This is a genomic window from Amycolatopsis sp. NPDC004772 (assembly GCF_053601215.1).
In genome coordinates this window covers 1-12927 of record NZ_JBSGBK010000145.1, presented here as the reverse complement: position 1 = coordinate 12927, position 12927 = coordinate 1, and the positions used below count along the sequence as shown (strand labels likewise).

The window sequence follows — 12927 nt, the reverse complement described above, 5'->3', positions numbered from 1 at the left end:
CGACCAGCCCGCGCACCGCGCCCACCGCACCCCCGCCAGCCGCCAGCTGCCACACCCCCCCCAACCCCCCCCCAACGCCCCCCCCCCCCCCGCCCCCCCCACCGCGGGTGGGGTGGCGGGGCCGGGAGTTCACGGCGATGTCACTTGTCGGTCTTCGGCGCGGCCGGCTTCTTCGCGGCGGCGCTGGTGGTGCTCGACGTGGTGCTCCGGCGGGCCGGGGCGGCCGTCTTCGGGGCCGTCTTGTTCGCGACGCGGCGGCTCGCCGAGCGGGTCTCGTGGGCGACGTCGTCACCCAGCTCCTCGATGGCGTCGGCGGCCTCGCCGGCGACCTCGGTCACCTTGCGGGCGGTCTTCTCACCGACCGAGCGGGTGCGCTTGGTGAAGGTGCCCAGCACGCCGTCGACGCGCTCGCGCACCTCGGCGGTGACGCCCTCGACCTGGCCCTGCGCGGTGGTCAGGGCCTCTTCGAGCTGCTCGATGGCCTTCTTGACCTGCGGCTGCGCGGCGATCTTGTCCCACGCCTGCTCGCCCGACTCGGCCAGCTTGTTGTACAGCTTGAGCGCGGCCTCGGTGTACTCGTCGATGACCTTGCGCAGCTCGGCCGGGTCCAGCTTCTCGCGGAGGCTCTCGACGTCGGTCGGCAGCTCCTGCAGGTTCTTGCGGGCGGTCTCGCTGCCCTTGGTCACGTTCTCCTTGGCCTTCGCCACGGCGTCGGTGACGGCGTGGGTGGCCAGGTTGCCGGCGCCGAGCGCGGCGAGCAGCGGGGTGCGGACCTGGTCGAGGGCGTTGGTGACGGCCTTCTTGACGTCTTCGGTCTTGGGGGTGGTCATGCTGACTCCTCGGTTTTCGCGGCTGAAGCGGCTGATGTGGTGTCCGGGGCGGGAGTGGCGGCCGGCCGTGCCGCGGCGTTCTCCCGGCGGAAGGATTCGTAGACGTCGAGCAGGACCTGCTTCTGGCGCTCGGTCAGCTCGGCGTCGGCGCGGATCGCGTCGCCCACCGGCCCGCCCGTCGGCAGGTCGAGGATCCCGGCCTGCACATACAGCGCTTCCGCCGAAATGCGCAGACCCTTGGCGATCTGCTGGAGGATCTCCGCGCTGGGCTTGCGCACCCCGCGCTCGATCTGGCTCAGGTACGGGTTGGACACGCCGGCGAGCTTCGACAGCTGGCGCAACGAGATCTTCGCGGTGTTGCGCTGCTGGCGGATGTACTCGCCGATGTCGGAAGCGATGTCCGCGACCTTTTCCATGGGACTGCCGGATCCTGACGTCCCACCGGTCTCTGTCATCCGGTCACCTCCTCGCGACACCTTCGACGGTACGCCGGAGTGCTAGCTATTGCAAGCACCCTGCTTGCAACCTTCGGGTGTGACGCTCACCGCTACCGTGGTCCCATGACGCGCTCGGCCCGGTTGCGGCGACGCCTCGTCGAGCACCTCCTCGACGAGGACGTCCTGCACGCGCCGGAGTGGATCGCCGCCTTCCGCTCGGTGCCCCGCCACGTCTTCCTGCCGCGGTTCTTCGCCCCGGCGGGCGGGCTGTGGGCGGCGGTCGACCGCGGCGACCCGGGCTGGCTGGAGACCGTCTACTCCCGCGACGTGCTGGTGACGCAGCTCGACGACGATCCGGAGCGCTGGGAGGTCGCCCGGCGCGACGGCCCGGTGGCGGGCACGCCGACGAGCTCGTCGAGCATGCCCGCGATCATGGCGATCATGCTCGAGGAGCTGCGGGTGCGCGACGGGCAGTGCGTGCTCGAGATCGGCACCGGCACCGGCTACAACGCCGCGCTCCTGAGCCACCGCTGCGGGGCCGGCCGGGTGTCCACAGTGGACATCGACCCGGTGCTCGTCGGGACGGCGCGTGAGCGGCTGGCCGAGGCCGGGTACCACCCGGCCTGCGCGGTGGGTGACGGCGCGCTCGGCTTCCCGGCCGGCACGCTCTTCGACCGGGTGCTGTGCACGGCTTCGGTGTCGAAGATCCCGCTCCCCTGGCTGGCGCAGGCAAAACCGGGCGGGCTGATCGTCACGACGCTGAACCGCCCGATCGGCGCCGGGCTGGTCCGGCTGGTCGTCGGCGAGGACGGCACCGCGCAGGGCCGCGTCCTCGCGCGCGACGGCCGGTTCATGCCGCTGCGCGCGCACCGGCTCCCCGAGACGGGCCCGCTGCCGATGCCCTCGCGCGGCGACTGGGAGCAGACGCGGCTGCCGATGTCGACCGTGCTCCAGCCGCGTCAGCAGTTTGAATTCTTCGCGGGACTGGCACTGCCCGGTGTCCGCCCGGTGCGCGAGGGCGGCGAGGAAGCGTCGGGACTTGCGCTGGTCCACCCGGACGGCTCGTGGGTCCGCCACCGCAAGCGCGGCGGCGCGAACGAGGTCGCCCAGGGCGGCCCGCGGGCGCTGTGGGAGCTCGCCGAGGCCGCCTTCGTCGACTGGTGCGAGCTGGGCAAGCCGGACCGCGACCGGTTCGGCGTCACGGTGACCGGCGACCGCCAGGAATTCTGGCTCGACTCCCCCGGCGGCCGCACCTGGCCGTTGGGCTAAGGCAGCCGCGCGCGGATCCACTTCTCGACGTGGTCGGCCGTCGCCTCGTGGGAGACGTCCGTGGTGTCGAAGACGTCGACGCCGAGGTCCGGAGCCGACTTCCGAAGCCAGTCGTTGAACTCCAGCATCTCGTCGATCCGCTCCTCGTCCCACTCCCGCCACGCCGGGCGCGCCCGCAGCCGGGCGCGCAACGACGACGGCGTGCCCACCAGGGCCAGGTAGTGGATGTCGCTGAAGAACGCGCGCTCCGGCAGCGACTCGAACTCCGGTGGCGCGACCGTCCCGCACAGCACGACCGGGCGGCCGTTCTGGTGCAGCATCGCCGCCATCCGCAGCCAGACCGACCGGAAGTCCAGTACGTCGTCGCGCAGCGCGCCGATCCAGAGGATGTCCTGGTCGAGCACAACGACGTCGCCGCCGAACCGCTCGGCCAGCAGCGGCCCCATCGTCGACTTCCCGGCGCCGCTCGGTCCGGTCAGCGCGAACAGCGGCAGCTTCTCGAACGGCCACTCGTGCCCGCACCTGGCGCACGAGACGATCGAGCCCGCGACGACCGGGCGGTCTGCCCGATCGCCGCACGCCGGGCAGATCCGCAGGTCGAGCCCCATCTCAGTCGAAGAGGTTCTCGAGGAAGCTGCGCTTGCGGTGCCCGTGCCCGTACGGCCGCGGCGAATCCGAGTAGCCCCCGCGGTGCGGCCGCGGCGAGTCCGCGTAACCACCGCGGTACGCCTTGGGCGAGTCCGGGTAGCCGCCGCGGTAGGGCCGCGGCGAGTCGGGACGGCCGTAGTGCGCCGTCGGCGCCGGACCGGACTGGTAGGGCGGCGGCTGCTGGCCGTAGAACGAGCTCTCCGCACCGACGATCGCCTCGAGCTCGCCGCGGTCCAGGAAGATGCCGCGGCAGCCGTCGCACTGGTCGATGTGGATGCCGTTCTTGTCGACGGTCCGCATCTGGTTCTGACACTTCGGACAAATCACACCGCAGAGCCTACGCAAAAACGCGTCAGCAGGCGCAGAGGCAGAACGGGTGGCCGACCGGATCGGCGTAGACGCGGAACGTCTCCGGGTTGTCGTCGAGCAGCTTGGCGCCCAGCCCGAGCACGCGCTCGTGCGCCGCTTCCAGGTCCGTGACGTTCAGGTCCAGGTGCATCTGCTGCGGGTTCTCCGCAGACGGCCAAGCCGGCGGCCGGTAGTCGGGGACCCGCTGGAACGCGATGCCCGCGCCGCCCGCGGGGTTGGGCAGCGTCACCCAGTGCCCGTCTTCGGCCACTTCGGGGGCGTCCCACTCCAGCACCGAGCGGTAGAACTCGGCCAGCGCCGCCGGGTCCGGGCAGTCGAGGGCCACCACGCCCAGCGTCGGTACCGCACTCATCGTCGCTCCCTCCGATCCTGAGTAACCAGTGAAGCGATTATGTAGGTTAGCACCCCCGAAGGCAACCGCCGTACAATCGGCAGGTGCACACCGACGCCTCCCTCGTGGTGGAGTTCCTCAACACGGTCAACGTCGAAGAGGGCACCGACCTGCTCGAAGATCCCGAGCGGTGGCGCGAGTGGGCGGCCGAGCACGGGCTGGCGGCCAACCCGGCCGCCGAGGCACGCGCGGCTCGCGACGCCCTGCGCGCGGCGATCGGCGACCCCCGCCTGCCGGGTGGCAGCGTCGACGTCGGCACCCGGATCTCCTTGACCACGGACGGGCCGGCCCTGGTCGCGGACGACGTCGTCGGCGCGGTGTTCATCGCCTGCGCCCGGCTGGTCGTCCGCGGCGACTGGATCCGGCTGAAGATCTGCCCGGCGGACACCTGCCTGTGGGCGTTCTACGACGAGTCGCGCAACCGCTCACGCACGTGGTGCTCGATGCGCGTCTGCGGCAACCGCGAGAAGGCGCGCGGCTGGCGCGCCCGCGCCGCGGCGGGCTGAGCGGCCCTCATCCGAGCGGCGGACACTCGAACGGTTGTGGACAACTTGGGGACGAAGCACCACATATCCACGCCCCCGGGGCCCTGGCCCCCACACGTTGTGGACAGCCGTTAGGCCATCACCGTGAAAAGTTGTGGATAACCCGGGGGATAACTCAGCTTCCTGTGGACAACTGGTTTGAAGGTCCCCGGGGTGTGGTATAGAACTCGGCCCTCAGAACAGCAGCTCCGCGACCGCGTAGATGACGAGCCCGGCGAGCGCGCCCACCACCGTGCCGTTGATCCGGATGAACTGCAGGTCGCGGCCCACCTGGAGCTCGATCTTGCGGGACGTCTCCTCGGCGTCCCATCGCTCGACCGTGTCGGTGATGATGGTGGTGATCTCCCGTGAGTAGTTCTTCACCAGGTACGCCGCGGCACCCTCGACCCAGCCGTCGGCCTTCGACCGCAGCTGGTCGTCGGAGACCAGACGGGTCCCCAGCGACACCAGCCCGAGCCGGACGCGGCGGCGCAGCTCGCTCGACGGGTCCTCGGCCGCGGTCAGGAGCATCTCCTTCGCCGTGCTCCACGCCGAGCCGATCAGGCGCTGGACCTCCTCGTGGTGCACGATCTGGCCCTTCACCTGCTCGGCGCGGGCCATCACGTCCGGGTCGGTCTGCAGGTCCTGGGCGAACTCGCCGAGGAACTTGTCGAGCGCCAGCCGCATCGGGTGGTTGACGTCGGTCTTGACCGCCCACGCGAAGGACAGGACCTCGCCGTAGACCTTGTCCGCGAGCATCTCGTCGACGAACTTCGGCGACCAGCTCGGCGCCCGGTCCGACACCACGCGCAGCATCGTCGTGTGGTTGTCGCGGACCCACTCGTACGCCCGGTCGCACATCAGGTCCACGAGCTTGTGGTGCGCGCCGTCGGCGAACACGCCCTGCAGGATCTTGCCCAGCGGCGGGCCCCACGGCTTGTCGATGATCCGCCGCGCGACTGCCTGCTCCATGATCGCCTGGACGTCCTCGTCCCGGAGGACGCGGACGGCCGCCCGGACCACCGTGGCCAGCTCGGACGTCACGCGCTCGGCGTTCTCCTCCTGCGCCAGCCACGCGCCGAGGCGCCGCGCGATCTCGACGCGCTTGAGCTTGTCGCGCACGACCTCCTCGGACAGGAAGTTCGAGCCGACGAAGTCGCCGAGGCTGTTGCCCAGCGCGTCCTTCTTGTTCGGGATGATCGCCGTGTGCGGGATCTTCAGCCCGAGCGGGTGCCGGAACAGCGCGGTCACGGCGAACCAGTCGGCCAGCGCGCCGACCATGCCCGCCTCGGCCGCGGCGCGCACGTACCCGACCCAGCCCGGCCAGCCGATCGCCTGCGCCCAGCTGGTCAGCAGGAACACGAGCGTGGCACCGAGCAGGAACGACAGCGCGACCAGCTTCATCTTGCGCAGCGCGCGCCGCTTTTCCTCTTCACCGGCCGCGCCGCCCGGTGGGTCGGCGGGCGTCACCTTCGCGGGGGTCAGTTGCTCCACATCGCCATTGTCCGTGAGGATGGCTGATCGTGCGCGAACCTGCTCTCGTCCCCCGGCTGCGGCCGTTCACCTCGACCATCTTCGCCGAGATGACGGCGCTGGCCGTCCGGCACGACGCCGTCAACCTCGGCCAGGGCTTCCCGGACACCGACGGGCCGGACGGCATGCTCGAAGCGGCGAAGAACGCGCTGTTCGGCGGGGCCAACCAGTACCCGCCGGGGCCCGGGCGGCCCGAACTGCGGGCCGCGATCGCGCGGCACCGGCAGCGCTACGGCACCGAGTACGACCCGGACACGGAGATCCTGGTCACCGCGGGCGCCACCGAGGCCATCGCGGCGGCGTTGCTGGCCCTGACCGAGCCCGGCGACGAGGTGATCGTCATCGAGCCGTACTACGACTCCTACGCCGCCGCGGTCGCGATGGCGGGGGCCGAACGCCGGGTTGTCGGCCTGGTCGAAGGCCCCGACGGCCGGTTCGGCCTCGACCTCGACGGCCTGCGTGCCGCCGTCACGCCGCGGACCAGGGCGATCCTGGTGAACTCGCCGCACAACCCGACCGGCACCGTGTTCACCCGTGCCGAGCTGGAGGCGCTCGCCGCGCTGTGCGTCGAGCACGACCTGATCGCGATCTGCGACGAGGTCTACGAGCACCTCGTCTTCGACGACTCGGAACACGTGCCGCTGGTCACGCTGCCCGGCATGCGGCCGCGGACGGTGAGCATCTCCAGCGCCGGCAAGACGTTCAACTGCACCGGCTGGAAGATCGGCTGGGTCTGCTCGACGCCGGAGCTCGTCGCGGCGGTGAAGGCGGCGAAGCAGTTCATCACCTTCGTGTCCGGCGGGCCGCTCCAGCCGGCCGTCGCGCACGCGCTCGACCACGAGCTGCCCTGGGTCGAGGGCCTGCGCGAGTCGCTGCAGGAGAAGCGGGACCGGCTTTCGGCCGGGCTCGCGGACGCCGGGTTCGCCGTCCGGCGGACGGCGGGCACCTACTTCGTCTGCGTCGACGTGCGGCCGCTGGGCTTCACCGACGCCGCCGACCTGGCCTGGGAACTGCCGGGCCGGGTCGGGGTCGCCGCGGTGCCGGTGAAGGTGTTCACCGATCACCCGGACGAGTGGAAACACCTGTTGCGTTTCGCGTTCTGCAAGCGCAACGAGGTCATCGACGAGGGCATCACCCGATTGAGCAAACTGGTCTGATCACCGCGGTCCGGCTGAGTAGACGTCGTTCCGGCGCGAGCACACCCCGGCCGGGGCCGCGGAGCCCGGATGGACCAACCGCCGGGTCCACCACTTGCCGCTCAGGGTCGTCACTCTCCGCGTTGGTGGCGGCAGCGTCCACGATGGACGCAGCGACGTCCTCGACGCGCGGCTCCGCCTGGCGCGCCCCCGCCGCACCGGGCGCCCCGCGCGGCGTCTCGGCGACGAGTTCGCGATCACGGACCGCAGCCGGATCCGGAGACGGTCCGGGGCGCGCGCTTTCGGGGCAGGGCAAGCGAAGCCGCGCGCGGAACCCGTTCGGCCCAGTGGCCGTCCCACATCCCGGTCAAATTCCGGTCACTTGGCCGGAACCGCCGGTTGCGCACCGAGCGGAACCGGCTCGACACAAAGCGCGTTCGGGCGCACGGAAACATCAGGTCAACGCTGAGATGTGCAAATTGCAGAACTCGTCCAAATGGCCGTAAGCGAGCACCCGAACGGCACTCAGAGTGATCAACTTGTCGGCCGCAGATACCTTGCGCGACAGGGCCGCTCGGCCTTGCGGGCTGGATCGAACGCGGGAGAGATGAAAGACTCCCGAGCGGCGCTGGAAAGAGTGCAGCCCCGGGGGAACTGCGACCTGACCGGAGAAAGACCCCAGCAAGAACAGGCTCGAGCGGAAATCGCGGAAGCCTCAGGCGCGGACGGTGGTGGTGGCGGTGAGCAGCACGGCGGACGCGCGCCGCGACGCTCCCGTTCGGCCTGCGCTGGTCGTCTCGCACGCGCGCGTACGCACGCCGCGCCCGTGGACGGCGTCGCTGCAGCGGCCCGCCGCCAAGATCCTGGTCGCCGGCGGCCTGACCCTCGCCGGCTGGCTGCTCGGCGCCGCGCTGTCCGGCAGTACCGCGTCGGCGGCCGAGCGCCCGGCGTGCCCCGAGGCGCCCGTGGTTTCCACTGTGGACCACGCCGCGAAGCCGCTCTGGCACGCCCGGCACCGCAAGAGCCACCACAAGACCGGCGTCGGCACCTGCTCGGCGCAGCCGAAGGCCGACACCTCCGAGCCGCCCGCGGCGGACGAGACGCAGCCGGCCGAAGCGCCCACCGCGGCCGAGACCACAAAGGACGACCCGGAAAACCCTTCCGCTGAGGCCGCTGCCACGGCGGAGCCGTCGGACACCTCGCCCGCCGAGGAGCCCGCGGCCGCCAAGAAGGCGACGTCCTCGGAGAGCTCCGAAGCGCCGAAGGCCACCTCTTCCAGCGGGAACCTGCTCGGTCTGGTCGGCGGCACCCTGAAGGCGGCCACCGGAACGACCACAAAGGACACCGCCGACGCGCCGGTCAAGGCCACGTCGTCCGGCGGTGGCCTGGTCGGTGGGCTCGTCGGCGGCGTGCTGAACGTGGTCGGCGGGACGCTCACCACCGTCACGGACACCCTCGGCACGGTCACCGACACGCTGTCCCACACCGTGCTCGCACCGCTCACCCAGCCGCCCGCCGGCCACCCGGACGCGCCGGTGCTGCTGCCTTTGGACGACCTCCTGAACCCCGTGCTCGGCGGCAGCTCGAACGCCGGCGGCGGGACCGCGGTCGTCCCCGGCGTGACGGCCGCCGTCACCCAGGCACCGGCCGCGGTCGTCGAGACCGTCCCCGCCGCGGCCGCCACGACGGCCGACCAGCAGCAGCCCTCCCGCGCCTCGGTCGTGCACCTGGTCGTCGTCCGGCACGCCGGCTCGCTGCCGGCGGTCCACGAGCAGCCGCGCGACTCCGGCACCCACGTCACCGGCGGCGGCGACTCCACGCCCGGCCTGCCCGGCGGCACCACCGCCCCGAGCGCGCCGGCTCCCACCGCGGCCCCGGGCCACGACGGCTCCGGCGGCGCCCGCCACGCGTTCGCCGTCCACACCGACGACGTCACCACCACGCAGCTCAAGCTGATCGGCACCAGCCGCGACCACGAGGTCGACGGCGCGGGCCGGGAAGCCGCCCTGCCCACCACCTCCCCCGACTGACCCCCGACCGGGCAGCCGGGGACAAGTGCGCCCAAATCAAGATCATCAAGGTGCACCCGTACGCCGTTGAGGCGTGACGTTTCCCCTGCTCCAGCCCGCAATCCGTGGCTCTTTCACGTCTCGTGACGCCGCACGCGCGTCCGACGTACCCCAGGGGCGAAAACCATGCGAAACCACAGACTTTCCGACCGGCCGACCGCGCCCGGCCGGGTCGGATCCCGGTCCCGGCGCCGCGCTGCCCCCGCGGCGCCGGGACCCACACCGGGTGCACTCCGGGAGCCCTTGCTCACCGCGCCGAGCGAGGACTCGCAGTACCGCGAGCGCACCTGAGCCGCCGGCTTCCCGGCACGTCGAGGGGCTGTGCCGGGAAGCCGCGGTACCCGCGAACGGGGTCACGTCCGTGAGCGGGTTGTGTGGAACGACGAACCGGTGCGCTGGATGCACATGAACGCCGCCCATCCCTGGGAGCAGGCACGCATCCAGCGCACCGGTTTCGTCATGCGATGGGCGCGTCCAAGGACGGCGGGGTGCCGCGGACCGACGCTTCGGCCGCGCTCAGCCGCCGGACCGCCTCGCTGATCCGGTCCGGTGGCAGGGAAAACGGCAGGCGGATCCAGCGTTCCAGCCCGCCGTGGACGCCGAAGCGCGAGCCCGGCGCCACCTGGACGCCGTGGCTCGCCGCCGCCACCGCCAGGCGCGAGCTCACCGGCTCCGGCATCCGGCACCACAGCGACAGGCCGCCCGCCGGCAGCGTGAACGTCCAGTCCGCGAGGTACCGGTGCACCGCACCGGCCAGCGCGTCGCGGTAGCCGTGCAGCTCCTCGCGCCGGCGGTGCAGCAGGGTTTCGTCGGCCATCAGCTCGGTCAGCACGAGCTGCTCGAACACCGGTGACCCGAGGTCGACCGCGTAGCGCGCCGAAACCAGGCGGCCGAGCAGGTCCTCCGACGCGCGGATCCAGCCGAGCCGCAGCCCGCCCCAGTGCGTCTTCGACGCCGAGCCAACGCAGATGGCCAGGTCACCGGCGAACGCGGCCAGCGGCGGCGGACCGTGCCGGGGGTCGTCCTCCAGGTCCAGCTCGACGAGCGTTTCGTCCACCACGACCGGTGTCCGGGCCCGGGCCAGCACGGCTCCGAGCCGGGAGCGGCCGTCGGTGTCCAGGCGCAGGCCGGTCGGGTTCTGGAAGTCGACGACGAGGTAGGCGAACCGCGGGGACGCCTGGCGCAGGGCCGCGTCGATGCCGGCGATGTCCCAGCCGCGCTCGCCGCTCGGGTCGAGCGCGACCGGCACCGGGATGGCGTGCGCGGCGCGGATCGCCTCCAGGGCGTTCGGGTACGTCGGCTGCTCGACCAGCACGCGATCGCCGGGCCCGGCGAGCATCCGCAGGACCAGCACGAACGCGTGGTGCGCGCCGTTGGTCACCATGACCTGGGCCGGGGTCGTCGGCAGGCCGCGCTCGGTGTAGCGCCGCGCGATCCGCTCACGCAGGGCGGGCAGGCCGCGTTCCTGGTAGCCGTGATCGCCCAGGTGGTCGGCGAGCCGGACGCGCGCCGCGTCGACCGCCGCGGCCATGCCCAGGACGGCGGGAGAGGACGCGTGGGTGAAGTCGATCGAGCCGTCACTCGCCGGCGCGAGCGGGCCGCGGCGCCGCCGCCCGGGCGCGGCGACCCACGAGCCCGCACCGCGGCGGCTCGCGACCAGCCCGCTCTCCCGCAACCGGTCCAGCGCCGCGCCGATCAGCGTGCGGCTGGCGCCGAGCGCGTCGGCCAGCTCGCGCTCGGCGGGCAGCCGGGTGCCCAGCGGGAGCTGACCGTCAAGCACCTGCAGTTCGATGGCCGCGGCGAGGTCGGCAGCTCCCTGACGAGAGCCACCTTGCCGCCACGAGCCCAGCATGACGGCCAATCGCGGGCCAGAAATACGTCCACCTACCGGGAGCACGGCTTCCATAAGGCCAATATCCCGGAATTGGCTATGGTTTACCAGTCCACTTTCCGGCGATAGTGCGGTCGTGACTCAGATCGACCTCCGGCCCGTCCGGATCTCCCGCAACCCCGTCCGCCGCAGCGTGCAGCTGCTCGCCGGCCTCACGCTCTACGGCGCCAGCGTCGCCCTCGTCACCCGCGCCGGCCTCGGGCTCGAGCCGTGGAGCGTGCTGGCGGAAGGCGTGCTGAAGCACACCGGCCTGACGTTCGGCACCGTCACCGGCCTCATCTCGGTGGCCGTGCTGCTGCTGTGGATCCCGCTGCGCCAGCGGCCCGGCATCGGCACCATCGCGAACGTCGTGATCATCTCGGTCGTGGTCGACGTCGTCCGCGCGTTCCTCCCCGACCAGCACGAGCTGGTGTGGCAGATCGCGCTGCTGGTCGGCGGGGTGGTGCTCAACGGGGTCGCGACCGCCACCTACGTCGGCGCCCGGCTGGGCCCGGGCCCCCGCGACGGCCTGATGACCGGGCTCGCCGGCCGCACCGGCTGGCCGATCCGGCTGGTGCGCACCGGCATCGAGGTGACCGTGGTGGCGGCCGGTTTCCTGCTCGGCGGGACCGTCGGCGTCGGCACGGTGCTCTATGCGCTCGCGATCGGCCCGCTCACCCAGGCGCTGCTGCCCCGGACGACCTGGCGCGAGAGCTAACCGGCTTTGCGCTGCTGGACGGCCCGGCGCAGCGTGAGGTAGTCCGCGCCGCGCCGGGCGAGGACGTCATCGGTGCCGCGTTGCTGGGCCAGCGCGAGCAGGATGTGCTCCTGGCCGAGGTGCTTGTCGCCCAGCCGGACGGCTTCCTTGAGGCTCAATTCCAGGGTTTTCTTCGATTGCGCGGTGAACGGGATGTGCCCGCGCTTGGCCGGGCCGAGCCGCCCGGCCAGCGCCCCCTCGCCGTGCGTCTGCTCAACGCGCTCGACGATCTGCTCGACGTCGATGCCGAACTCGGTGAGCGCCTCGGCGTCGGCGTCGCTCACACCGCCGCGGCGCCGGGTGCGGGCCAGCTCGGCCGCGATGTCCTCAGTGGACACGCCCAGGTCGGTGAGCACCTGGGCACCGGTCTTCACCAGCCCGGCGAGCAGGTGGGCGGGCCCGATTTCGACCGAGCCGGACTCCCGAGCCACGATCTGCGCTTCGACGACCGCCATCCGCGCGTCGGCGGTGAACCTCTCGAACATCAGTGCCTCCCGTACTTCTTGTGCACGGCCTGCCGGCTGACCCCCAGCTCGGCGGCGATCTCCTGCCAAGACCAGCCGTGCACCCGCGCACTGCGCACCTGCACGGCCTCGAGTTGTTCCAGCAGCCGCCGCAACGCGGCGACCGCGCGCAGCCCCACCCGGGGATCGCGATCACCCGCCCGGGCGGCCAAATCCGTCGCTTCCGTCATGCTTGTCAACCTACGTTGACATTCGGATACTGTCAACTGAGGTTGACGGCGGCGGTTCTCGGCGCTGAGCTGCGAATGTCGGTCGAGGTCGGTGGGGCACGGCTTGTCCACATCTCGTCTGGGGTGTGAACAATGGGTCCTGAGCTGGGGTTTTCGCGGCTTTTCGTCGGATGCCGCCGATAGACTGGACCTGGGGACGCCCCCCGGAGAGGGCCAGGGTTCCGGCAAAGTCGTGTCGTTGCAGGCAGGCACGGCTCTCGGTGGTGATCATGTGGGTGTCGAAGCCCATGATCTGTGAGAGAGCCGTGCCTGCTGCTGCATCTTCTCCCATACCCGCTGTGCTGGCCCAGCTGGCCTCTGCCGACCTCGACCACGTAGCTGACCTGCGTGACTACCTGGC

At 71.9% G+C, this 12927-nt stretch carries 14 protein-coding genes; 5 read left to right on the top strand and 9 right to left on the bottom strand.

Going from position 1 to position 12927, the window contains the following annotated elements; genetic code table 11:
- Nucleotides 1-140: 140 nt before the first annotated feature.
- Together ACWEF6_RS41630 and ACWEF6_RS41625 are read right to left on the bottom strand one after the other, a co-directional pair.
- Nucleotides 141-830: a hypothetical protein gene (locus ACWEF6_RS41630; RefSeq protein ID WP_449687994.1), complete on the bottom strand. Its 690-nt coding sequence runs from the start codon at nucleotides 828-830 to the stop codon at nucleotides 141-143.
- Nucleotides 827-1246 (bottom strand): helix-turn-helix domain-containing protein, encoded by a 420-nt coding sequence (locus ACWEF6_RS41625; RefSeq protein WP_310968491.1) that lies wholly within the window; start codon nucleotides 1244-1246, stop codon nucleotides 827-829. The genes ACWEF6_RS41630 and ACWEF6_RS41625 overlap by 4 nt, the downstream gene beginning before the upstream one ends.
- A 144-nt stretch (nucleotides 1247-1390) precedes the next feature.
- On the opposite strand from ACWEF6_RS41625, the gene ACWEF6_RS41620 reads away from it, so the two are divergent.
- Nucleotides 1391-2536 carry a methyltransferase domain-containing protein gene (locus ACWEF6_RS41620; protein WP_449687993.1) on the top strand — a complete coding sequence of 382 codons (1146 nt, stop codon included), beginning with the start codon at nucleotides 1391-1393 and terminating at the stop codon, nucleotides 2534-2536.
- Here ACWEF6_RS41620 and ACWEF6_RS41615 read toward each other — a convergent pair.
- Genes ACWEF6_RS41615 through ACWEF6_RS41605 form a run of 3 tightly spaced genes read right to left on the bottom strand, consistent with a single transcriptional unit; the run spans nucleotide 2533 to nucleotide 3905 of the window.
- Nucleotides 2533-3144, bottom strand: coding sequence for an AAA family ATPase (locus ACWEF6_RS41615; RefSeq protein WP_449687992.1), 612 nt, complete (start codon nucleotides 3142-3144; stop codon nucleotides 2533-2535). The genes ACWEF6_RS41620 and ACWEF6_RS41615 overlap by 4 nt on opposite strands.
- A gap of 1 nt (nucleotide 3145) precedes the next feature.
- Nucleotides 3146-3529 carry a TFIIB-type zinc ribbon-containing protein gene (locus tag ACWEF6_RS41610; RefSeq protein ID WP_449687991.1) on the bottom strand — a complete coding sequence of 128 codons (384 nt, stop codon included), beginning with the start codon at nucleotides 3527-3529 and terminating at the stop codon, nucleotides 3146-3148.
- 7 nt (nucleotides 3530-3536) lie between these two features.
- Nucleotides 3537-3905 carry a VOC family protein gene (locus ACWEF6_RS41605; RefSeq protein WP_449687990.1) on the bottom strand — a complete coding sequence of 123 codons (369 nt, stop codon included), beginning with the start codon at nucleotides 3903-3905 and terminating at the stop codon, nucleotides 3537-3539.
- Between the two features lie 83 nt (nucleotides 3906-3988).
- On the opposite strand from ACWEF6_RS41605, the gene ACWEF6_RS41600 reads away from it, so the two are divergent.
- Nucleotides 3989-4450, top strand: a complete 462-nt coding sequence (locus tag ACWEF6_RS41600) for a CGNR zinc finger domain-containing protein (protein ID WP_449687989.1) — start codon at nucleotides 3989-3991, stop codon at nucleotides 4448-4450.
- 213 nt (nucleotides 4451-4663) lie between these two features.
- On the opposite strand, the gene ACWEF6_RS41595 is transcribed toward ACWEF6_RS41600, so the two are convergent.
- Entirely contained in the window at nucleotides 4664-5962 is a 1299-nt protein-coding gene (locus tag ACWEF6_RS41595) for a DUF445 domain-containing protein (RefSeq protein ID WP_449687988.1), read from the bottom strand.
- 29 nt (nucleotides 5963-5991) lie between these two features.
- Here ACWEF6_RS41595 and ACWEF6_RS41590 point away from each other — a divergent pair, with 29 nt between their 5' ends.
- Nucleotides 5992-7158: a pyridoxal phosphate-dependent aminotransferase gene (locus tag ACWEF6_RS41590; protein ID WP_449687987.1), complete on the top strand. Its 1167-nt coding sequence runs from the start codon at nucleotides 5992-5994 to the stop codon at nucleotides 7156-7158.
- 719 nt (nucleotides 7159-7877) lie between these two features.
- Nucleotides 7878-9167 carry a hypothetical protein gene (locus tag ACWEF6_RS41585; RefSeq protein WP_449687986.1) on the top strand — a complete coding sequence of 430 codons (1290 nt, stop codon included), beginning with the start codon at nucleotides 7878-7880 and terminating at the stop codon, nucleotides 9165-9167.
- A 496-nt stretch (nucleotides 9168-9663) separates the two neighbouring features.
- On the opposite strand, the gene yczR is transcribed toward ACWEF6_RS41585, so the two are convergent.
- Nucleotides 9664-11112, bottom strand: a complete 1449-nt coding sequence (gene yczR, locus ACWEF6_RS41580; RefSeq protein ID WP_449687985.1) for a MocR-like transcription factor YczR — start codon at nucleotides 11110-11112, stop codon at nucleotides 9664-9666.
- A 61-nt stretch (nucleotides 11113-11173) separates the two neighbouring features.
- Here yczR and yczE point away from each other — a divergent pair, with 61 nt between their 5' ends.
- Complete coding sequence (gene yczE, locus ACWEF6_RS41575) at nucleotides 11174-11794, top strand: membrane protein YczE (RefSeq protein WP_449687984.1); 621 nt, start codon at nucleotides 11174-11176, stop codon at nucleotides 11792-11794.
- On the opposite strand, the gene ACWEF6_RS41570 is transcribed toward yczE, so the two are convergent.
- Nucleotides 11791-12318, bottom strand: coding sequence for a Clp protease N-terminal domain-containing protein (locus ACWEF6_RS41570; protein ID WP_449687983.1), 528 nt, complete (start codon nucleotides 12316-12318; stop codon nucleotides 11791-11793). The genes yczE and ACWEF6_RS41570 overlap by 4 nt on opposite strands.
- Nucleotides 12318-12527: a sigma factor-like helix-turn-helix DNA-binding protein gene (locus ACWEF6_RS41565; protein WP_004559389.1), complete on the bottom strand. Its 210-nt coding sequence runs from the start codon at nucleotides 12525-12527 to the stop codon at nucleotides 12318-12320. Before ACWEF6_RS41565 ends, ACWEF6_RS41570 begins: the two co-directional genes overlap by 1 nt.
- Nucleotides 12528-12927: the final 400 nt, after the last annotated feature.

Bases quoted from the DNA above. Each gene is read 5' to 3' on its own strand.
- ACWEF6_RS41630 (WP_449687994.1), bottom strand. From the start codon at position 830: ATGACCACCCCCAAGACCGAAGACGTCAAGAAGGCCGTCACCAACGCC.
- ACWEF6_RS41625 (WP_310968491.1), bottom strand. From the start codon at position 1,246: ATGGAAAAGGTCGCGGACATCGCTTCCGACATCGGCGAGTACATCCGC.
- ACWEF6_RS41620 (WP_449687993.1), top strand. From the start codon at position 1,391: ATGACGCGCTCGGCCCGGTTGCGGCGACGCCTCGTCGAGCACCTCCTC.
- ACWEF6_RS41615 (WP_449687992.1), bottom strand. From the start codon at position 3,144: ATGGGGCTCGACCTGCGGATCTGCCCGGCGTGCGGCGATCGGGCAGAC.
- ACWEF6_RS41605 (WP_449687990.1), bottom strand. From the start codon at position 3,905: ATGAGTGCGGTACCGACGCTGGGCGTGGTGGCCCTCGACTGCCCGGAC.
- yczR (WP_449687985.1), bottom strand. From the start codon at position 11,112: ATGGAAGCCGTGCTCCCGGTAGGTGGACGTATTTCTGGCCCGCGATTG.
- ACWEF6_RS41570 (WP_449687983.1), bottom strand. From the start codon at position 12,318: ATGTTCGAGAGGTTCACCGCCGACGCGCGGATGGCGGTCGTCGAAGCG.
- ACWEF6_RS41565 (WP_004559389.1), bottom strand. From the start codon at position 12,527: ATGACGGAAGCGACGGATTTGGCCGCCCGGGCGGGTGATCGCGATCCC.